The 19,482-nt window shown below is 61.3% G+C and carries 19 protein-coding genes; 11 read left to right on the top strand and 8 right to left on the bottom strand.

Going from position 1 to position 19,482, the window contains the following annotated elements:
- Positions 1-104 precede the first annotated feature (104 nt).
- The gene (locus AB8A23_RS26705; RefSeq protein ID WP_089267524.1) at positions 105-689 is read right to left on the bottom strand and encodes a DUF1134 domain-containing protein; all 585 of its coding nucleotides are present in this window, start codon (positions 687-689) and stop codon (positions 105-107) included.
- A gap of 113 nt (positions 690-802) precedes the next feature.
- Between AB8A23_RS26705 and AB8A23_RS26700 the strand changes: the two genes are divergently transcribed.
- Positions 803-1,297, top strand: coding sequence for a YHS domain-containing (seleno)protein (locus tag AB8A23_RS26700; RefSeq protein WP_439057602.1), 495 nt, complete (start codon positions 803-805; stop codon positions 1,295-1,297).
- A gap of 7 nt (positions 1,298-1,304) precedes the next feature.
- Here the strand turns inward: AB8A23_RS26700 and cysQ are convergent, their stop codons facing one another.
- The gene (gene cysQ, locus AB8A23_RS26695) at positions 1,305-2,141 is read right to left on the bottom strand and encodes a 3'(2'),5'-bisphosphate nucleotidase CysQ (RefSeq protein WP_120288929.1); all 837 of its coding nucleotides are present in this window, start codon (positions 2,139-2,141) and stop codon (positions 1,305-1,307) included.
- A gap of 171 nt (positions 2,142-2,312) precedes the next feature.
- Between cysQ and chpT the strand changes: the two genes are divergently transcribed.
- The 6 genes from chpT (at position 2,313) to AB8A23_RS26665 (ending at position 8,949) form a co-directional block, all read left to right on the top strand.
- A complete protein-coding gene (gene chpT / locus AB8A23_RS26690; protein WP_068737134.1) occupies positions 2,313-2,960 on the top strand; it encodes a histidine phosphotransferase ChpT in 648 nt (215 codons plus the stop codon).
- A gap of 200 nt (positions 2,961-3,160) precedes the next feature.
- Entirely contained in the window at positions 3,161-5,884 is a 2,724-nt protein-coding gene (locus AB8A23_RS26685; RefSeq protein ID WP_439057603.1) for a hybrid sensor histidine kinase/response regulator, read from the top strand.
- 11 nt (positions 5,885-5,895) lie between these two features.
- Positions 5,896-6,390: a chemotaxis protein CheW gene (locus tag AB8A23_RS26680; RefSeq protein ID WP_093760982.1), complete on the top strand. Its 495-nt coding sequence runs from the start codon at positions 5,896-5,898 to the stop codon at positions 6,388-6,390.
- A gap of 45 nt (positions 6,391-6,435) precedes the next feature.
- Positions 6,436-6,801 carry a response regulator gene (locus AB8A23_RS26675; protein WP_068737128.1) on the top strand — a complete coding sequence of 122 codons (366 nt, stop codon included), beginning with the start codon at positions 6,436-6,438 and terminating at the stop codon, positions 6,799-6,801.
- Positions 6,802-6,904: 103 nt separating this feature from the next.
- Entirely contained in the window at positions 6,905-8,071 is a 1,167-nt protein-coding gene (locus AB8A23_RS26670; RefSeq protein ID WP_093760980.1) for a protein-glutamate methylesterase/protein-glutamine glutaminase, read from the top strand.
- Complete coding sequence (locus AB8A23_RS26665; protein WP_309946814.1) at positions 8,068-8,949, top strand: CheR family methyltransferase; 882 nt, start codon at positions 8,068-8,070, stop codon at positions 8,947-8,949. Before AB8A23_RS26670 ends, AB8A23_RS26665 begins: the two co-directional genes overlap by 4 nt.
- 6 nt (positions 8,950-8,955) lie before the next feature.
- Here the strand turns inward: AB8A23_RS26665 and AB8A23_RS26660 are convergent, their stop codons facing one another.
- The 4 genes from AB8A23_RS26660 to ctrA all read right to left on the bottom strand — a co-directional run bounded on the left by AB8A23_RS26660 (position 8,956) and on the right by ctrA (position 11,787).
- Positions 8,956-10,113 (bottom strand): glutathionylspermidine synthase family protein, encoded by a 1,158-nt coding sequence (locus AB8A23_RS26660; protein WP_439057604.1) that lies wholly within the window; start codon positions 10,111-10,113, stop codon positions 8,956-8,958.
- Positions 10,114-10,119: 6 nt separating this feature from the next.
- Positions 10,120-10,518, bottom strand: coding sequence for a hypothetical protein (locus tag AB8A23_RS26655; protein ID WP_320447348.1), 399 nt, complete (start codon positions 10,516-10,518; stop codon positions 10,120-10,122).
- On the bottom strand, positions 10,515-10,925 hold the full coding sequence (locus AB8A23_RS26650; RefSeq protein ID WP_089267516.1) for a DUF350 domain-containing protein: 411 nt from the start codon (positions 10,923-10,925) through the stop codon (positions 10,515-10,517). Before AB8A23_RS26650 ends, AB8A23_RS26655 begins: the two co-directional genes overlap by 4 nt.
- A 160-nt stretch (positions 10,926-11,085) precedes the next feature.
- Entirely contained in the window at positions 11,086-11,787 is a 702-nt protein-coding gene (gene ctrA, locus AB8A23_RS26645; protein ID WP_068737116.1) for a response regulator transcription factor CtrA, read from the bottom strand.
- A 372-nt stretch (positions 11,788-12,159) separates the two neighbouring features.
- Here ctrA and fliI point away from each other — a divergent pair, with 372 nt between their 5' ends.
- The 4 genes from fliI (at position 12,160) to AB8A23_RS26625 (ending at position 15,643) form a co-directional block, all read left to right on the top strand.
- Positions 12,160-13,485, top strand: coding sequence for a flagellar protein export ATPase FliI (gene fliI / locus AB8A23_RS26640; RefSeq protein ID WP_089267515.1), 1,326 nt, complete (start codon positions 12,160-12,162; stop codon positions 13,483-13,485).
- 109 nt (positions 13,486-13,594) lie between these two features.
- Entirely contained in the window at positions 13,595-14,014 is a 420-nt protein-coding gene (gene fliJ, locus AB8A23_RS26635) for a flagellar export protein FliJ (protein WP_068737112.1), read from the top strand.
- A gap of 199 nt (positions 14,015-14,213) precedes the next feature.
- Positions 14,214-14,762 (top strand): sigma-70 family RNA polymerase sigma factor, encoded by a 549-nt coding sequence (locus AB8A23_RS26630; protein WP_093760972.1) that lies wholly within the window; start codon positions 14,214-14,216, stop codon positions 14,760-14,762.
- A complete protein-coding gene (locus AB8A23_RS26625; RefSeq protein WP_439060447.1) occupies positions 14,762-15,643 on the top strand; it encodes an anti-sigma factor in 882 nt (293 codons plus the stop codon). The genes AB8A23_RS26630 and AB8A23_RS26625 overlap by 1 nt, the downstream gene beginning before the upstream one ends.
- 977 nt (positions 15,644-16,620) lie before the next feature.
- Here the strand turns inward: AB8A23_RS26625 and AB8A23_RS26620 are convergent.
- Positions 16,621-16,827, bottom strand: a complete 207-nt coding sequence (locus AB8A23_RS26620) for a hypothetical protein (protein ID WP_068737106.1) — start codon at positions 16,825-16,827, stop codon at positions 16,621-16,623.
- 329 nt (positions 16,828-17,156) lie between these two features.
- Positions 17,157-19,394, bottom strand: a complete 2,238-nt coding sequence (flhA, locus tag AB8A23_RS26615) for a flagellar biosynthesis protein FlhA (protein ID WP_439057605.1) — start codon at positions 19,392-19,394, stop codon at positions 17,157-17,159.
- Between the last annotated feature and the right edge of the window lie 88 nt (positions 19,395-19,482).

Below are 19,482 nucleotides of genomic sequence, written 5' to 3'. Positions count from 1 at the left end.
CGGTTACCATGCCATGGCACCGCCGGCAAAGACAGCGTAACGCCTCGTTAACCTTTATTCAGCCGTTCAGAAGCGCCTGATCGCAGGACTGCGCGATCTAGGGCTTAGAACGGGTTCCAGGTCGCGCTGGGGGTATATTTGAGATAGCCGATATTGGCGCCGAGCCGCAGGCCGAGACCCGAACGGATCGGCACCAGCACGACGTTGTTGGCCGTCAGTGCCGTCATGCCGAAGCCGCCGATGATGTAGGCGGAACCGTCGATACCGGCGAAGCGCTGATAGATCGCCTGGGTGGCGGGCAGGTTATAGACCAGCGTCATGGTGCGGGCGCCGTCGCCGCCCCAGTCGAAGCCGACCGAAGGGCCCTGCCAGTAGACGCGCAGATCGCCGGCATTCTTCGTATAGAGCGTACCTTCGCCGTAACGCAGGCCTGCCACAATCGCGCCGCTGCCTTCCTCACCGAGAATATAGCCGTTCGGCAGGCCCCACTGGCTGACGGCCTTTTCGATCACCGAAGCGAGGCCGCGCGAGACATTGCCGAAAAACCGGTGTCCGGCCGTCATGAGTTCTTCGGACCGATAGGTGTCCGGTGCGGCCTGGCCGCGCGGTGGTTGCTGCGCAGAAGCCGGCGAGAAGGCGAGCGTGAACGTGGCTAGCGCGACCGCTGCCAGGCGTGATGCGAAGGTCATGAAAAGAACCCCTGGTATTTCAAATTTGCGACCGCGGCTTTAACCGGATGCTGAGAAGCACGGTTTAACTCTGCAGTCATTGTCCCCGACTCCCTATACTATCGGTATCAACTATGACGGCACAACGGCGGGAATTGTCAGGCTGGAGCCGTGGAATTGCCTTGATTCTGCTGCTGGCGGCCGCTCTGGTCCTGACGGGCGCGCAGGCTGCGACCAGCGAGCGCGTGGTCACTGACCGATATACGGGTCTCGCAATCAGCGGTTTCGATCCGGTGGCCTATTTCACCGAAGGCCGCCCGACGCTGGGTCAGCCGGACTTCGAAATGTCGGAAGAGGGCACCGTCTGGCGCTTCCGCAATGAGGGCAACCGCGCCTCTTTCGCCGCTCATCCGGACATCTACGGTCCGCAATTCGGTGGCTATGATCCCGTCGATGTCGCCCGCGGGGTCGCCTTCGCCGGCAATCCGCGTTTGTGGCTCATTACGGGCGAACGCCTTTACCTGTTCGGCCGGGAGGAAACCCGCGATGCCTTTGCTGCGGCACCGGCCAAATATCTGCCCGGCGCGCGCAAGCGCTGGCCGGGCGTGCAGGATATCCTGGCGAAATAATGCGGGTTCAGCCGCGCGCGCTCGCGGTGGGGTCACCCCAGGCGATGAATTCCGGCACGATGAAGTCTTCCCGGTTGCCGCCGAAGCGAACCGCCTTGCCAAAGGTGTCGGTCACCTTGCCGCCTGCAGCCACCACCACGGCATGGCCCGCAGCCACATCCCATTCGCAGGTTGGCGCCAGCCGCGGATAGATGTCGGCCTGGCCCTCGGCCACGCGGCAGAATTTCAGCGCCGAGCCGAACTCCTGTCTGACAGCGCCGGGGCGGCTGGCGATGAAAGCCTCGGTTCGCTGGTCGCCATGGGAACGGCTGACCGCAGCGGTCCACGCTGCGCCCGCAGCGGGCGCTGCGCGGGTCCGGATCGATGTGACCTTGCGGATGGACAGGTCTGGTGCGAGTTCGACACGTTCGGCGCCGCGGCCGACCAGCCCGCGCCAGATCAGCCCGAGGGCGGGGGCGCCGACGATGCCGAGCAATGGTGCGCCATCGACGATCAGGGCGATGTTGACAGTGAACTCCTGGCGGCCGGCGACGAATTCCTTGGTGCCGTCGAGCGGGTCGATCAGGAACAGGGTGCCGGCATAAGGCGGTGTCGCCAGGTGCAGGCGCTCTTCGGACAGCGACGGGATTCCCGGAAACAGCCGGGCCAGTCCTTCGCCGATGACATGGTCGGCCGCGAGATCGGCTTCGGTCACGGGCGAGCCGTCGGCCTTGCCATCCACGGTCATGACAGTGCGGTTGACCTTGAGGATGGCGGCGCCGGCCTGCGCGGCGAGCTCGGTCAGCGGCTCCATCAGGACGGCAGCCCGCGCGGCATCCATGCGAGGTCGCGAATCATCCGTCATCGACTAGCCTTCAATCCCCTGCATGTCATCCCCGTTCATTTCTACACGCGCCTGTTGCACCGGTGGACTGTGCCAGCCTTGTTGTGGTCGCGCCACCATCTGCGGTGTATCTAACCGTAAAGCAAATGCTTGATTCGCCGTTCATTCTGTGTGGCCCCAGGAGCGCATTTCATGTCCGACACTCCCACGCCAGGTCCGGCCCCCGATGCCCTTGAACTCGCGGCATTGCTCTGCTCGCGGGTCTGCCACGACCTGATCAGCCCCGTGGGCGCCATCGTCAACGGGTTGGAAGTGCTCGATGACAATCCCAAGCCGGAAGACAAGGAATTCGCGCTCGATCTGATCCGGAAGAGCGCCAAGACCGCATCGGCCCGCTTGCAGTTCTGCCGGCTCGCCTTCGGAGCCGCCGGCTCGGCGGGCGCGCAGATCGATCTCGGCGACGCGCAGACCATGTCGCGCGGTCATCTTGAAGACGCCAAGACCAAGATCGAATGGAATCTGCCGCGGCTTCTGCTGCCGAAGAACAAGGTCAAGCTGCTGCTCAACATGCTGGTAATCGCGCAGCAGACGATTCCGCGCGGCGGCGTGCTCAAGATCGATGGCATCGGCGAAGGTGAGCCGCAGGGTTTCAAGATCACGGCCGCAGGCCTCAACGCGCGCCTGCCGCAGGCCATCGTCGATATGCTGGCCTCGGAACAAGTTGGCAGCATCGATGCCCATGCCGTGCAGCCTTACTACACGCGGCTGCTGGCGCAGGCTTGCGGCCTCAAGGTGACCTTGGTGCCCGAAGGCGACGCCATCGTCGTCACCGCGATCTGATCGCAAACTCATTCAACTCTTAATGAACTCTTTACGAGTCCGCCGTTTGGCGGGCTCGTACGTGTGCGAGCATATAGCTAAATGTCGCATTCATTGTTTTTGGGAATGCTCAACTAATATTAAACGCTTTGCGGGGAAAGTAGCCAGACTTCGAAAGGCGTAGCGAAAGTCGCGAGCCTGGAGTGTGAAGGCCTATTTTCATGGATGATCTTCTCCGCGAGTTTTTGACGGAAACCAACGAGAGCCTGGATACGGTTGACAATCAGCTGGTCCGCTTCGAACAGGACCCGAATAACGCGAAAATTCTCGATAATATTTTTCGCCTGGTTCACACCATCAAAGGCACGTGCGGATTTCTCGGACTGCCCCGTCTCGAAGCCCTGGCCCACGCCGCCGAGACATTGATGGGCAAATTCCGCGATGGAATGCCGGTTACCGGAGAGGCGGTTACGCTCATCCTGACCACGATCGATCGCATCAAGGAAATTCTCAGTCAGCTCGAAGCCACGGAAGTGGAGCCGGAAGGCGTCGACGAAGATCTGATTGGCGAACTGCATCACATGGTCGAAAAAGGCATGGAATCGATGACGGAATCTGCTCCTCCGATCGCACCGGAAGCGCCTGTCGTGGCCGAGTCGGCCCCGTTGGTCGTTCCGACCCTGGAGCGTGAGCTGCGTCCCGGCGAAGTCTCGCTCGAAGAGCTTGAGCGCGCCTTCCAGGAAACCGCCATCGAAGTGGCACCGCCCGTAGCAGCTGCTGCGCCTGCGCCTGTCGCGCCGCCGGCTCCGGTTGCTGAAAAGCCCGCCGCGCCGAAGGCTGCTGCTCCGAAGCCTGCCGCCAAGAAGACCGCAGTCGAGGTCGACCAGCCAGAAGCTGACAAGGTCGCGAACCAGTCAATCCGCGTGAACGTCGACACGCTCGAACATCTGATGACCATGGTCTCGGAGCTGGTGCTGACCCGCAACCAGCTGCTGGAAATCAGCCGTCGTCATGAAGACACCGAATTCAAGGTGCCGCTGCAGCGCCTGTCCACCGTGACGGCCGAACTGCAGGACGGCGTCATGAAGACCCGCATGCAGCCGATCGGCAATGCCTGGCAGAAGTTGCCGCGTATCGTGCGCGATCTGGCCGGCGAACTAGGCAAGCAGATCGAACTCGAGATGCACGGCGCCGATACCGAACTCGATCGCCAGGTGCTCGACCTTATCAAGGATCCGCTCACCCACATGGTGCGCAACTCGGCGGATCACGGCCTCGAAACGCCGGCTGAGCGCGCTGCCGAAGGCAAGCCGGAGCAGGGCACCATCCGTCTGTCCGCCTATCACGAGGGCGGCCACATCCTGATCTGCATCGCCGACAACGGCCGCGGCCTCAACACCGAGCGGATCAAGGCGAAGGCGATCTCGAACGGTCTGGCCACCGAAGCCGATATTGAGAAGATGTCGGAAGCCCAGATCCACAAGTTCATCTTCGCACCGGGCTTCTCGACTGCAGCTGCAGTTACCAGCGTCTCCGGCCGCGGCGTCGGCATGGACGTGGTGCGCACCAATATCGATCAGATCGGCGGCACCATCGACATCAAGTCGGTCGCCGGCGAGGGCTCCAGCGTCACCATCAAGATCCCGCTCACGCTGGCCATCGTGTCCGCGCTGATCGTCGAAGCCGGTGGTGATCGCTTCGCGATCCCGCAGCTCGCGGTCGTCGAACTGGTGCGTGCGCGCGCCAACTCCGAACATCGTATCGAGCGCATCAAGGACACCCCGGTGCTCCGCCTGCGCAACAAGTTGCTGCCGCTGATGCATCTGAAGAAGCTGCTGCAGATCGATGACGGCTCGTCGGCCGATCCGGAGAACGGCTTCATCGTCGTGACCCAGGTGGGCAACCAGACGTTCGGCATCGTCGTCGATGGCGTCTTCCACACCGAAGAAATCGTCGTCAAGCCGATGTCCACCAAGCTCCGTCACATCGGCATGTTCTCCGGCAACACCATCCTGGGCGATGGCGCGGTGATCATGATCGTCGATCCGAACGGCATCGCGCAGGAGCTTGGTGCTCTGGCATCCAACGCTCACGAGATCGCCGACGAGAACGCTGCAATGCGCGCGATGAATGCAGAACAGCTGACGTCGCTGCTGGTGTTCCGCGCCGGCTCCGCACAGCCCAAGGCGGTGCCGCTCGGTCTCGTCACGCGCCTCGAAGAAGTGGGCGTTGACAAGGTCGAGCTGTCGAACGGCCGCTACATGGTCCAGTACCGCGATCAACTGATGCCGCTGGTGCAGATGGAAGGCGTGACCGTCCGTACGTCGGGCACCCAGCCAATCCTCGTCTTCGCAGACGACGGTCGCTCGATGGGTCTCGTCGTCGACGAAATCGTCGATATCGTCGAAGAGCGGCTGCATATCGAGGTGGCCAGCGGTCGCGAGGGGATCCTGGGCTCCGCTGTCATCAAGGGTCTCGCGACCGAAGTGATCGACGTCGGTCACTTCCTGCCGATGGCTTTCGCCGATTGGTTCTCGCGTAAGGAAATGCGTGTCTCGGCAACCGCCCAATCGGTGCTACTGGTCGACGACTCCGCGTTCTTCCGCAACATGCTCTCGCCTGTGCTCAAGGCTGCCGGCTACAAGGTACGCGTCGCCACCAACGCCCAGGAAGGTTTGTCATTCCTGCGCTCGGGTCAGGAAGTCGACGTAATCCTCACCGACATCGAAATGCCGGACATGAACGGCTTCGAATTCGCCGAGACCATCCGTGCGGATCAGAAACTCAGCCACACGCCGATCATCGCTCTCTCGGCCATGATCTCCCCGGCGGCCATCGAGCGCGGTCGCCTCGCAGGTTTCCATGATTACGTCGCCAAGTTCGATCGCCCCGGCCTGATTGCGGCGCTCAAAGAACAGACCACTGAAGTTCGCCAGGCTGCGTGAGGGAAATCGCAATGACCACCACCACTACGACCACCACCACCACCAAGGCTCCGAGCGCTGACGGCGCGATCACCGAATACGTGACCACCATGATCGGTGGACAGCTGTTCGGCATGCCGATCTCGCGCGTGCAGGACGTGTTCATGCCCGAGCGCCTGACCCGCGTGCCGCTGTCCTCCAGCGACGTCGCCGGCGTGCTCAATCTGCGCGGTCGAATTGTGACCGCGATCGACATGCGTTCGCGCCTTGGCCTGCCGAAGAACGATGACGGCAAGCCGCCGATGGCTGTGGGCGTCGATCTCCGCGGTGAATCTTATGGCCTGCTGATCGATTCGATCGGTGAAGTCCTGAAGCTCGCCGATGAGAGCCGTGAGGTGAATCCGGTCAATCTGGATCCGCGCATGGCCAAGATGGCCGATGGCGTCCATCGTCTCGATGGGCAACTGATGGTCGTACTCGACGTTGATCGCATCCTTGAAATCTCGCCTGACAAGCTGGCCGCCTAAGACCAGCACTTGGACAATTTTGTCCGCGGTGAAAATGAGGCTCACATGAAGACATGTCTGGTTGTCGATGACTCCAGTGTCATCCGTAAGGTCGCCCGTCGGATTCTCGAAGGTCTCGATTTCGAGATTACCGAAGCTGAAGACGGCGAGAAAGCGCTCGAAATCTGCAAGCAGAACCTGCCGGACGCTGTTCTGCTTGATTGGAACATGCCGGTGATGGATGGCTACGAGTTCCTGCGTAACCTGCGCCGCATGCCTGGCGGTGACGTTCCAAAAGTCGTGTTCTGCACGACCGAAAACGATGTGGCCCACATCGCGCGCGCGCTGCATGCCGGCGCGAACGAATACATCATGAAACCGTTCGACAAGGAAATCGTGTCGGCGAAGTTTCAGGAAGTCGGCCTGATCTAAGTTCTACGCCGGAATTGCGTATTCCATTTCCGGCGCCCGCCTTTTTGTTTGTGCATTTGTTTTGTCAGTGCATTTGTCGCGTTGTGTTGCGTCCGGTGAGTTCATGAGTGTTGATGTGATAAGTCCTCCTGTTGTCGATTCGCGGTATGAGCCACTGCGAGTCATGGTGGTGGACGACTCCGTCGTCATTCGAGGCCTGATCTCGCGCTGGATCGAGGCCGAGCCTGACATGGCCGTCGCGGCGTCGCTTCGCACTGGTCTCGATGCCGTCAACCAGATCGAGCGCATCAATCCCGACGTTGCGATTCTCGATATTGAAATGCCGGAGCTCGATGGCATTTCGGCGCTGCCGCAGCTGCTGGCGAAGAAGCGGAATCTCATTATCATCATGGCGTCGACGCTGACCCGCCGCAACGCGGAGATCAGCTTCAAGGCGATGTCGCTCGGCGCCGCCGACTACATTCCGAAACCGGAGAGCACCCGGGAGATTTCCGCAGCCGACATCTTCAAGCACGACCTGTTGCAGAAGATCCGTCATCTTGGCGCGAAGGTTCGCCGCCTGAAGTCGGCGACGACGCCGTCGATCGTGCCAGCTCCCGCGGCGCGTGAGGCTGCACCGTCTTTCAAGTCCGTGACATCAGTCGCCGCGCAGGCGCAGCTCGTGAAGCGTCCTTTCAGCGCCACGATGCCACGCGCGCTGCTGATCGGTTCGTCCACTGGTGGTCCGCAGGCCCTGATGACGCTGGTTGCCGAAATCGGCGCCGTGATCGACAAGGTGCCCGTTCTGATCACGCAGCATATGCCGCCGACCTTTACGACCATTCTTGCCGAACATCTTGCGCGCGCCAGCAAGCGTCCGGCTCGCGAAGGTGTCGATGGCGAAATCGTCAAGGCCGGTCAGATCTACCTTGCGCCAGGCGGCAAGCATATGCGCGCCGTCAAACAGGGTGCCAACATCGCCATCGCGCTCGATGACGGTCCGCCGGTGAATTTCTGCAAGCCTGCTGTCGATCCGCTGTTCACGTCTGCCATCGACGTCTGGCACGGCGCCATTCTCGCCGTCGTGTTGACAGGCATGGGTTCGGACGGCATGCGCGGCGGCAAGGATATCGTCGCGGCTGGCGGCAATGTCATCGCGCAGGACGAAGCATCGAGCGTGGTGTGGGGTATGCCCGGCGCTGCCGCCAATGCGGGCATCTGCTCGGCTATCCTGCCGCTCAATCAAATCGGTTCGAAAGTGGTTCGTCTTTTCTCGGGAGATCGGTCATGACACCGGCAGACTATGATTTCCTGCGCAAGTTCCTGAAGGAGCGCTCGGGTCTCGATCTGTCTGCTGACAAGCAGTATCTGGTCGAAAGCCGGCTGATGCCGCTCGCACGCAAGGCCAACCTGTCGGGCATTGAAGAGCTGGTCCAGAAGATCAAGAACGGCTCCTCCACGGTTGCGTCCGACGTGGTCGAGGCGATGACCACCAACGAGACCTTCTTCTTCCGCGACAAGCTTCCATTCGACCATCTGCGCGACGTCGTGCTGCCGGAGATGATCCAGGCACGTGCCGCCCGCAAGAGCCTGCGGATCTGGTGTGCGGCCGCGTCCACCGGTCAGGAGCCGTATTCGATCGCGATGACCATCAAGGAAATGAGTGCCCAGCTCGCCGGATGGCGGATCGAGATCATCGGCACCGATATCTCGCAGCAGGTGCTCGAGAAGTCGAAGTCGGGCATCTACACCCAGTTCGAAGTGCAGCGCGGATTGCCGATCCAGCTGCTGGTCAAATACTTCAAGCAGACCGGCGAGATGTGGCAGATCAATCCGGAGATCCGGTCGATGATCCAGTACAAGCCGCTCAATCTGCTGCAGGACTTCTCCAGCATGGGCAAGTTCGACATCGTCTTCTGTCGCAACGTGCTGATCTATTTCGATCAGGAGATGAAGACGCAGATCTTTGGCCGCCTTGCCAAGTGCACGGAGCCCGATGGCTTCCTGGCGCTGGGCGCCGCAGAGACCGTTGTCGGTCTGACCGACGCGTTCAAGCCGCATGCCGACAAGCGTGGCCTGTACCGTCCGAACGTCGTCCGTGCCGCACCGTCGATCGTGCCGAGCATGACGCCTGTGGGTCTGAAGGCCGCTGCTTCGCCGGCACGCTGAGCGCCGTCACAGGATCGCGTGCGGAATAAAGCGTGACATGTTGCCGGTGATCGGATTCTCATCCTCGCGGATCGAGAGCCCGCATGGCACCTCATCGACCAGCCAGCTGCCCAGCACCGGATACTGATCCGCAAAGTTCGGCAGCGGCATCAGCATCTGCCGGATGAAGCCTTCTTCGCCATAGGGACCGGGCTGCGCATCGATGGCGTTGCCGCCGCTCACCAGCGTGACATTGGCGCCTTCGCGCGAATAGAGCGGCTTGCGCACATAGGATGTGCCGAGCTCAGCGGCTGCAGCATCATCGTCGAAATAGGCCGGCAGCAGGTTCGGGTGGTTCGGAAACATCGCCCATAGCAGCGGCAGGATGCCCTTGTTGGACAGAATGGCTTTCCACGGTGGCTCGATCCAGCGCGTCGATGCGCCTTTCAGACGGCCGCCGAACGCCTCGCGGAACATCCACTCCCACGGATAAAGCTTGAACATCAGGTCGATCGGCTGGTCCTTGAGATCGACGAAGTGCCCGCTGTCGGCATAACCGATGTCCTTGATGTCGATCAGTGCCGGTGTGAGGCCGCCTTGCTGCGCGACATCGGCCAGATACTGTACTGTGCCGCGGTCCTCGGCATTGTCCATGGCGGCTGCGAGATGAATGGCTTTGTCGGTGCCGATCTTGCGCCAGGCCTCGATGAGCCGCTCATGCAGCGAGTTGTATTGATCGGCCCGCTTCGGGATGATCTGGCGCTCGATCGCCTGTTCGAGCCAGGTCCATTGAAACACCGCGGCCTCGAACAGTGAGGTTGGCGTGTCCGCATTGTATTCGAGCAGCTTTGCCGGACCTTTGCCGTCGAACTGGAAATCGAAGCGGCCGTAGAGGCTGGGATCGCTCCGTTGCCAGCTTGCGGCGATGAAGGTCCAGTAGGCCTGCGGGATCTTCAGCAGCCGCAGATAGCGCTCATCCTTGACCGCACGGCTCACCAGCTCGCGGCACATCGCGTTGAGTTCGGCAGTCGGAGCCTCGATCTGACGCTCGATCTCATCCAGCGTGAAGGCGTAGTAGGCGCGCTCGTCCCAATAGCGGTCGCCTGCCTCGGTATGAAATACGAAGCCCGTCGCGGCCGCGGTGGCCTGCCAATCGTCACGCTCGGAACATGCGATGCGCTGCATGAGAGACTAGCCGCCGCCGGAGAAATGCGAGGCGAAGGAGCCGAAGCCACCATGGGTTACGTGGCTGCTGCTGGATGACGAGCTGTCATATCCGCCGCTGGATGATGATCCGGTGCTGGCGAAGTTGCTGCGTCCCGAAGAACTGCTGCTGCCCCCTGAATAGCCATGGCCGCCGGAGGATGACGATGAACTGCGCTGCTGACACTCCTGCTGCTGGCCGGCGATGGCCGCGCGGTTTGGGTCGCAATGTTCGCTCGGCATCAGCGCATAAGCGCCGCCGCCCAAGGCCATGGTGCCCATGAGCAAGAGCGCCACGTGGTTGGAGCGTTTGCGCGACGGGGCTTCCTCATGCATTGGCTGCACGGGTTGGCGCTTGCCGAAGTTCTTCGCGGGCTCGCTGGTCATGGCGAATACACCATGGAGGCCGCGTTCAGCACGCCGGCGGCAAGAGAGGCGAGGCCGAGCCAGAGGGCCGGGGCCATCTCGCCATTGGCTATGCGATCCGACAATTGCGGCACCGGAATGCGGAGAATGAAATAGACGGCGATCTGCACGATCAGTGCGATGATCGCCCAGATCAGACAATCGATGACATTGGCGGAGTGGACGATCGCGCTGGCCACCGGCAGCACGAAGCCGAGCAGGCTGAGCCCGAGTGCGATCGCAGCCGGCGCGCAATCCTTGCGGATCAGTGCGAACTCGTCATGTGCGGTGACGCGCAGATAGACGAACAGGTAGAGCATCACGGCGACAATGCCGGTGCAGAAATAGACCAGAAAGGCCGGCAGCCCGACCAGAGATTGCAGAACCATTCCGCCCCCGAAATGTGCGCCAAACATGATCGCTTGGTATTCGCCTATGGCATTCGTCGCTGTAAGCAAAGGGTGGGTTCATCCACGCAAACAAAAACCCCGCCTTTCGGCGGGGTTTCGTGAGAACTTTCGGGGAGTGACGCTTAAGCCGGCTTGAAACTCAGGCCGGGATGCGGATCTCTTCTTCGTGCGGCTCGCGGAGCACATAGCCACGGCCCCAGACGGTTTCGATGAAGTTGCGGCCTTCGGAAGCGTTCGCCAGCTTCTTGCGCAGCTTGCAGATGAAAACGTCGATGATTTTCAGTTCGGGCTCGTCCATACCGCCATAGAGGTGGTTGAGGAACATTTCCTTGGTGAGGGTGGTGCCCTTGCGGAGCGAGAGCAGCTCCAGCATCTGGTATTCCTTGCCCGTCAGATGGACGCGCTGACCGCCGACTTCCACCGTCTTGGTATCGAGATTGACCACCAGGTCGCCGGTCTGGATGACCGACTGGGCGTGGCCCTTGGAGCGGCGCACGATCGCATGAATGCGGGCAACCAGCTCGTCCTTGTGGAAGGGCTTGGTCATGTAGTCGTCGGCGCCGACGCCGAGACCCTTGACCTTGTCCTCGATGCCGGCGAGGCCCGAGAGAATGAGGATCGGGGTCTTGATCTTGGACACCCGCAGCTGCTTGAGCACATCGTAACCGGACATGTCCGGCAGATTGAGATCGAGCAGGATAATATCGTAGTCGTAGAGCTTGCCGAGATCGACGCCCTCTTCTCCGAGATCCGTCGTATAGACGTTGAAACTCTCGGATTTGAGCATCAGCTCAATCGACTGCGCAACGGCGCTATCATCTTCAATTAGCAAAACGCGCATGCCAGTCCCCTTTAGTCGCCGCTCCGGGCGTCAGGTCGGCCGCCATACTTGCGGCACCAAAAAACGCCTACGAACAACTGATTCGGATCCTGACTGGATATGGTTAACAAAACCTGATTCTTCAGCGCAAGCTCTAATCGTGCAATTTTTGTCGAATCGCCATAAGATGTTGCAGCAAAGACTCTTTTTGTACCCGTACCCGCTCAAGCTCCACATTAAGAGCCGGACCTAACCGACTCCATCGACTCGCCCCTTCATTCTGATGGCGCGAATGCTCTCAGTCATCCAAGACAGTGACGTAATGATTAACGATGCGGGTAAACACGGGGTTAAGGCCGAGCCGGCAATGAAGCGAAACTTAAGGGTTTTGCAATGAAAGCCCTTGCGGAACAGATTACTGACCTCGATGGCGTCAATATTTACGGCCGGGTGGTCGGTGTTCGCGGGTTAATGGTTGAGGTGGCCGGGCCGATCCACGCGATGTCGGTCGGTGCCCGCATTACCATCGAGACCGGCACCAGCCGTTCCATCCCTGCCGAGGTGATTGGTTTCAGTGGCGACAACGCCGTGGTGATGCCCTTTGCCGGACTGGAAGGCGTACGTCGCGGCTGCCGGGCGGTGATCGCCAATGCCGCCAGCCAGGTGCGGCCCTCGATCGCCTGGCTCGGCCGCGTCGTGAACGCCATGGGCGAGCCGATCGACGGCAAGGGGCCGTTGCTGCAGGGTCCGGCACCGATGCCGTATCGCGCGTCTCCGCCGCCGGCGCATTCTCGCAAACGCGTCGGCGCGCCGCTCGATCTCGGGGTGCGCTCGCTCAATACCTTCCTGACCTGCTGCCGCGGCCAACGCATGGGCATCTTTGCGGGCTCCGGCGTCGGCAAGTCGGTGCTGCTGTCCATGCTGGCGCGCAATGTTGATGCCGACGTGTCGGTCATCGGCCTGATCGGCGAACGTGGCCGTGAAGTGCAGGAGTTCTTGCAGGAGGACTTGGGCGAAGAAGGTCTCGCACGCGCTGTCGTGGTCGTGGCGACTTCGGACGAGCCGGCACTGATGCGGCGCCAGGCGGCCTATCTGACGCTGTCGATCTCGGAATTCTTCCGCGACGAGGGCAAGGACGTCATGTGCATGATGGACTCGGTCACGCGTTTCGCCATGGCGCAGCGTGAGATCGGTCTGTCCGTCGGCGAGCCGCCGACCGCGAAAGGCTATACGCCGACGGTGTTCACCGAACTGCCGAAACTGCTGGAGCGGGCAGGGCCGGGCACCGATGAAGGCTCGATCACCGGTATCTTCACGGTGCTGGTCGACGGCGACGATCACAACGAACCCGTTGCTGACGCCGTGCGCGGCATTCTCGATGGCCATATCGTGATGCAACGCGGTATCGCCGAGCGTGGCCGCTATCCTGCTATCAATATCCTGAAGTCGGTGTCGCGAACCATGCCGCGGTCCTGCGATCCTGCCTATTTGCCGACGATCACGCGGGCCCGGCAGATCATGGCGACCTATTCGGATATGGAAGAGCTGATCCGGCTGGGTGCCTATCGCGCCGGTTCCAGTCCGGAAGTGGACGAGGCGATCCGGCTCCATGAGCCGCTTGAGGCATTCCTGCGGCAACGGAAGGACGAAGTCTGCGGACTGGCCCAAGGCTATCAGCAACTGCAACAAATCGTTGGTGGTTTGGAAACGGAACGCTAACTTTGTCAGGCCATCATGACCCTCAGAGAAGAATTTCGGCCGGTCAGCCCCTTGCGGTTGTCCGGTTGTGTCCCGCGTTGAGACTGGGACTTCTGGGGAGTATGAGTCGATGAAGTCACGTGACACCCTGATCCGCCTGAAGAAGTTCCAGGTCGATGAGAAGCGCCGCCGGGTCAATCAGATCGAAGGCATGATCGCGGATTTCCAGCGCATGTCGGTCGATCTCGAGCGCGAGATCCAGACCGAACAGGATCGCGCCGGTATTCAGGATCCCACTCACTTTGCCTATCCCACCTATGCGAAGGCTGCGATTCAACGTCGCGAGAACCTGACACGTTCGGCCGATGAGCTGCGCGTGCAGCTCGAAGACGCGAAGGCATTGCTGAGTGAAGCTTTCGAAGAACTCAAGAAGGTCGAACTGCTCGACGAGCGCGACCAGGCCCGTGCACGCGACGAAGAGAACGCACGCGAACAGGCCGACCTCGACAGCATTGGCCTGATGCGTGCCCGCATCGGCGCAGTGGCCTGATCCGCAGAAGCGGCGAGCCAACGAGCCTCAAAGATTGACGTCATCAAGCCCGGGCCGCGAGGTCCGGGTTTGCTGTTTGTGGTCTATCCACAGCATAAACAGCGACATGGCCCGCTTGCTATAATCTATGTTACGACAGGGAATACCGCCGGGCGGCACCTCCGTAAGGCGAAAGGTATATTGAGGTTGGGGAGACGTAATGCTGACGCCGGCTGAACTGGTCTGGCTTCTTGCCGCAGTTGCCAAGGGGGATGAAGTCGCCTTCGAGCGACTCTATGCAGCGACGCGCGCGAAACTCTTTGGCGTCGTGATCCGTATCTTGCGCAGACAGGATCTCGCCGAGGAAGTCATCCAGGAGGCCTATGTCAAGATCTGGAACAGCGCCGGGCAATTCAATCCCGGTGTTGCCTCGCCGATCACGTGGATGGCGTCGATCGCTCGTAACCGGGCTATCGATGTCGTTCGCAAGAGAAGCGAAACGTCTATCGAGGAAGAGCCGGCTGCAATGGAAGTGGCAGCCGATACACCTGACCCGCTCGCGCGTCAGGAAATGACCGAAGAATTGAAGCGCTTGTTGGAGTGCGTGGGCCGGCTTGAGCCGGACCGGCAGAAACTGGTGCTGCTTGCTTACTACAATGGCTGGAGCCGCGAACAACTCGCGACGAAGTTCGAAGCGCCGGTCAATACAGTAAAGACGTGGCTGCGCCGCAGTATGATGGACATCCGGGAGTGTCTGGGACTGACATGATGGCCTATAGCGAAGACCATATCGCGCTTGCCGCGGAATATGCGCTTGGCACGCTCAGTGCCGAAGAGCGCGTGCAGGTCGAGACCATGATGTCCGTCGACAAGGATTTTGCCGCTGTGGTCGAGGCGTGGGAGCGCAAGCTCGGCGTTTTGAATCAGATGGTCGGCCTTGTCGAGCCGCGTCCCGAAGTCTGGGAGAAAATCCGCGTTGCGATCGGTCTGGCCGGTACGCAAGAAACGATCGTGCATCCGGAAGCGCCGCAGCCGGTCGCTGCAGCGGCGGTCGTCGCTGAGCAGCCTGCGCTCGATCGTTCGACGCTCGATCGTTCGAACGTGATTGATTTCTCGGTCCAGGCAAAACGCTGGCGCGGTGTCGCCACCGGCATGACCGCGATTGCCGCCATGCTTGTTGCGTTGATTGCCGTGCAGGCCTATCGCCCCGAATTGCTGCCGGCAGGTTTACGCCCGAAGGCCGCGCAACAGGTGGTGCAGGCGCCAGCGCCGGTCGCGCCGCCCGCAGCAGCTCAGTCGCAATACGTCGCCTTGCTGCAGACCGACGCTGCGTCACCCGCATTCATCCTCACTGTCGATGCGGCGACCAAAAACTTTACAGTGCGCAAGGTTGGCGCCGAACCGCAGGCCGGCAAAAGCTACGAGCTCTGGATTGTGTCCGACAAGCTGCAACGCCCGCGTTCGCTCGGCGTGATCGGCAGCAACGACTTCACATCGCGCGCTGCACTCGCTGCCTATGATCCCGATGTCGTCAATCAGGCCACCTATGCCGTGACCGTGGAGCCGGAAGGCGGTTCGCCGACCGGTGCAGCCACCGGCCCGATCGTTTTCACCGGCAAGCTGATCGAAACGGTGCCGCCGGCACGGTGATCGTTTGGCTCTCTTGTCATCCGGCATTGGTCCCACAGTCGTCATTCCGGGGCGCATGAAAGCGGCGCAGTCGCTGAAGTGCGAACCTCAGTCACTCCGTGGGGAGTGACGTGGAATCTCGATGTGTGTTGCTCCCACTGTCATTCCGGGGCGCGGGCGCGCCTTCGCGCACGTGAACCCGGAATCCCGACATGTTTTGCGCTGAACATGTCGAGATTCAGGGTTTGCGTCCGGCAAAGTGCCGGCCGCGCCCCGGAATGACAATGGGAAGAGGAAGGCTTTAAACATTTTTTCCTATTGTTCTTGACAATATCCCCAGCAGGATTATCCTCCGCTCATCCGGTTCGCGAGGGGCGCTTCATGAGGCGTCTTGAAGTGGAACAGGGATGCGGCGCCTGCGGGTGTGGGGTGACGTACCCCGCGCACTCGGGAGGCCTTGGGTCACCGTCCGGCCCCACTACGGGGGTCTGCCACTCATGCTGGCTGGACGTGGCATTGGTGAACGGCGGGAAACCGTCGGGATCAGCGGAGTGCGGAGCTCTGCGCCTTTGCCCGGAAGAGCGGTCCCGGGGACAGAAATCGCCGCGGTGGTGCGCCGTGAGGCGTTGCGCGGTTGCAGCTTGCCGGCGTTCCGGTGGAGCGGATCGCGATAAAACCACCCTTTGCGCCTCACGGCGCGCCGCCACCCCTCATGTTTCGAGGGGAGACTATCCGCACAACTCGGGCTCATTGAGCCGCGAGACTGCGAGAGCGTGGCTGTTTGAAATTTGAATCTGTGATGGCGCGCTGGCGCGCAGAGTATCCCTCCACTGCGCAGCTGCGCTGCTTGAGGGAGAAGCAAGAAAGCACCCCACAAAAGAAAAACGCCCGTGGGGAGCGGGCGTTTTCCATTCAGAAGTCCACTCGGGGGGAAGTGGAGCTTCTATGTATTCACCTGACGACCTTGGGGGACATCGCCACGCGAATTCCTGAATTCCTTAGCGGACCATGCTGGCGTTCGAAGTGGTGACAGCAACCGGCTGGCCTGCTTTGATCACACGAGCGCTGGCGGTCTGGCTGTAGCCTTCGTCAGCATTCATGCGGGCCGAGATTCCGAAGCCTGCCACGAAGATACCGGCGACCAGAGCAACGATCACCACCTTGAGGTGGGTCATGCGATCCGCGCTGTAAATCGAGTGGTTCATTGGAAACGCTCCCTGCCGTCTTACTCTGCCTACGACCGTTTGTGTCGTGTCCGCGTCGGCAGGTTCAACTCATCACGCATAGGAAACGTGGTGTTGGGTCGTTCCGTTCCAAATAGTCGATCACAAGGCAGTGATAAGACGTGATCCGGCGAGATTGAAGCATCCGGCTTGGCCCTGAAATTCATAAATTATTATTTATTATCAGAGCGTTGAGAGTGATTCGTGCCGTCACCCCGAAATGGCCTCGGGATGCGACATTCTGGCAAATCTCTTGTCTGTGACGAATTTACATCGGTTTCGGGCAAGGTTGCTAGCCTCTTGCCGCCGAATCAGACGCTTCCGACGGTCTTCAGGCGCGCACGGGGGTGGATTTCCGCCTGGGACAGCACGGTGGTTTGTGCGCGGAACCGTTCCACCAGCGAGCGCACGAACGGCCGGATCGAGGCCGAGGTGACCAGCACCGGCGCTTCGCCTTCGCGCGCGGCCTGTTCGAAACGATCGCGCACGGTGGTCATGAACTCCGACAGCTTCGATGGCTGCATCGCGAGGCTGCGTTCTTCGCCGGTGCCGATGATCGATTCCGCGAAGGCCTGCTCCCACTGCGCCGACAGTGCGATGAGCGGTAGGTAGCCGTTGTAGGACGTGTTCTGCGCGCAGATCTGTCGCGCGAGGCGCGCACGTACATGCTCGACGATGGTCGATGGGTTGCGCGAGAAGGCGAGGGCGTCGGCAATGCCTTCGAGGATGGTCGAGAGATCGCGCACCGAAATACGTTCGGTGAGCAGCAATTGCAGCACGCGCTGGATGCCCGACACGGTGATGAGCGACGGGACGATATCCTTGACCAGTTCGCCTTGTTCTTTCGGCAGGTCCTTCAGGAGCTTCTGCACTTCGCCGTAGGACAAGAGATCCGACATATTGCCCTTCAGCAGCTCTGTCAGATGCGTCGACAAGACGGTGGCGGCATCGACCACGGTGTAGCCCTTGAGCGAAGCTTCTTCCTTCAGGCCGGCATCGACCCAGGTCGCGGGCAGGCCGAAGGTCGGCTCTGTCGTGTGAATGCCCGGGACGTTGACCTGATTACCACCGGGATCCATGACCATGAACTGGTTCGGCCAGATGCGGCCGGTGCCGGCGTCCACTTCCTTGATCTTGATGATGTAGGTGTTGGCTTCGAGCTGCACGTTGTCCAGGATTCTGACCGACGGCATCACGAAACCCATTTCGACAGCGAGCGACTTGCGCAGCGCCTTGATCTGCTCGGTGAGGCGATCGGTGCCGTCCGGGCCATTGACCAGTGGCAGCAGCGCGTAGCCCAGCTCGATCTTGAGGTCGTCGATCTTCAGCGACGCGGAGATCGGCTCGTCCGCGGCGGCAGCTTGTGCTGCTGCGGCGGCGGCGGGTGCTGCGGCCTGATGCGCGACTTCCGCGCGGGCGATCTTGTTGCGCTTGTTGGCGGTGACAGCGAGATAGGCTGCGCCGCCGCCGAGCGCGAGGAACGGCAGCATCGGAATGCCCGGCAGCAGCGCCAGCGTCAGCATGACGCCGGCCGACATGCCCAGCGCCTGCGGATAGCCGGAGAATTGCTTGATCAGCGTCTTGTCGGCGGCGCCGGTAATGCCCGCCTTCGAGACGAGCAGGCCTGCGGCGGTCGAGACGATCAGCGCCGGAACCTGGGTGACCAAGCCGTCGCCGACGGTCAGCAGCGTATAGGTGCGGCCGGCTTCCGAGAACGACAGGCCCTGCTGCGCGACGCCGATGATGATCCCGCCAATGACGTTGATGGCGGTGATGAGCAGGCCGGCAATGGCATCGCCGCGGACGAACTTGGAAGCACCGTCCATGGCGCCGAAGAAGCCGCTTTCGTCTTCGAGATCCTTGCGGCGCGCCTTGGCGGTGGCCTCGTCGATCAGGCCAGCCGACAGATCGGCGTCGATCGCCATCTGCTTGCCGGGCATCGAGTCCAGCTGGAAGCGTGCCGCGACTTCGGCGATACGGCCCGAACCCTTGGTGATGACGATGAAGTTCACGATCACCAGGATAGCGAACACGACGATGCCGATGACGAAATTGCCACCCATCACGAAATTGCCGAACGCCTCGATGACGTGGCCGGCGGCGGCGGTGCCTTCGTGGCCATGCGACAGGATCAGGCGGGTCGAGGCCAGGTTCAGCGACAGCCGCAACATGGTCGAGATCAGCAGCACGGTCGGGAACGACGAGAATTCCAGCGGCGTCTGGGTGAACAGCGCCGTCATCAGGATCAACACCGACATGGTGATCGAGATCGCGAGGAACAGATCCATCACGATCGCTGGCAGCGGCATGATCAGGACGACAAGGATGATCAGAACGCCGAATGCGAGGCCGATATCGCCGCGCAAGACGTTCGTCCTGATGCTTGCGAAGTCGAAACCGCCGCTCTTGGGTGCTCCGAGGCCCTGACCCGCGATCAAATCCGTCATCGATGCCGCTTCCCCGCGCGAATGTCGTTCGCGACTGCCGAACGTCTGCGCGGCGGCCGAAGGGCCGCCGATCCGCAAGTGAGGCACCGCACTGGCATCCACGGGCATTCCCCCGGTCAGCTGACGAGACGCGACTCCACTCGGCAATTTTTGCCGTGTGTATGGTTAGCAAAGGGTTAACGAGGCGTTA

Source organism: Tardiphaga sp. 619_E2_N8_4, from assembly GCF_051810905.1.
In the GTDB taxonomy this organism is placed as follows: Bacteria; Pseudomonadota; Alphaproteobacteria; order Rhizobiales; family Xanthobacteraceae; genus Tardiphaga; species Tardiphaga robiniae.
The sequence above is the reverse complement of the archived record's forward strand: the minus strand, read 5'-3'. Positions and strand labels throughout refer to the sequence as shown.

What these genes read in the sequence shown, in the direction of transcription:
- AB8A23_RS26705 (WP_089267524.1), bottom strand. Translation starts at nt 689, where the DNA reads ATGACCTTCGCATCACGCCTGGCAGCGGTCGCGCTAGCCACGTTCACG.
- AB8A23_RS26700 (WP_439057602.1), top strand. Translation starts at nt 803, where the DNA reads ATGACGGCACAACGGCGGGAATTGTCAGGCTGGAGCCGTGGAATTGCC.
- cysQ (WP_120288929.1), bottom strand. Translation starts at nt 2,141, where the DNA reads ATGACGGATGATTCGCGACCTCGCATGGATGCCGCGCGGGCTGCCGTC.
- chpT (WP_068737134.1), top strand. Translation starts at nt 2,313, where the DNA reads ATGTCCGACACTCCCACGCCAGGTCCGGCCCCCGATGCCCTTGAACTC.
- AB8A23_RS26685 (WP_439057603.1), top strand. Translation starts at nt 3,161, where the DNA reads ATGGATGATCTTCTCCGCGAGTTTTTGACGGAAACCAACGAGAGCCTG.
- AB8A23_RS26680 (WP_093760982.1), top strand. Translation starts at nt 5,896, where the DNA reads ATGACCACCACCACTACGACCACCACCACCACCAAGGCTCCGAGCGCT.
- AB8A23_RS26675 (WP_068737128.1), top strand. Translation starts at nt 6,436, where the DNA reads ATGAAGACATGTCTGGTTGTCGATGACTCCAGTGTCATCCGTAAGGTC.
- AB8A23_RS26670 (WP_093760980.1), top strand. Translation starts at nt 6,905, where the DNA reads ATGAGTGTTGATGTGATAAGTCCTCCTGTTGTCGATTCGCGGTATGAG.
- AB8A23_RS26665 (WP_309946814.1), top strand. Translation starts at nt 8,068, where the DNA reads ATGACACCGGCAGACTATGATTTCCTGCGCAAGTTCCTGAAGGAGCGC.
- AB8A23_RS26660 (WP_439057604.1), bottom strand. Translation starts at nt 10,113, where the DNA reads ATGCAGCGCATCGCATGTTCCGAGCGTGACGATTGGCAGGCCACCGCG.
- AB8A23_RS26655 (WP_320447348.1), bottom strand. Translation starts at nt 10,518, where the DNA reads ATGACCAGCGAGCCCGCGAAGAACTTCGGCAAGCGCCAACCCGTGCAG.
- AB8A23_RS26650 (WP_089267516.1), bottom strand. Translation starts at nt 10,925, where the DNA reads ATGGTTCTGCAATCTCTGGTCGGGCTGCCGGCCTTTCTGGTCTATTTC.
- ctrA (WP_068737116.1), bottom strand. Translation starts at nt 11,787, where the DNA reads ATGCGCGTTTTGCTAATTGAAGATGATAGCGCCGTTGCGCAGTCGATT.
- fliI (WP_089267515.1), top strand. Translation starts at nt 12,160, where the DNA reads ATGAAAGCCCTTGCGGAACAGATTACTGACCTCGATGGCGTCAATATT.
- fliJ (WP_068737112.1), top strand. Translation starts at nt 13,595, where the DNA reads ATGAAGTCACGTGACACCCTGATCCGCCTGAAGAAGTTCCAGGTCGAT.
- AB8A23_RS26630 (WP_093760972.1), top strand. Translation starts at nt 14,214, where the DNA reads ATGCTGACGCCGGCTGAACTGGTCTGGCTTCTTGCCGCAGTTGCCAAG.
- AB8A23_RS26625 (WP_439060447.1), top strand. Translation starts at nt 14,762, where the DNA reads ATGGCCTATAGCGAAGACCATATCGCGCTTGCCGCGGAATATGCGCTT.
- AB8A23_RS26620 (WP_068737106.1), bottom strand. Translation starts at nt 16,827, where the DNA reads ATGAACCACTCGATTTACAGCGCGGATCGCATGACCCACCTCAAGGTG.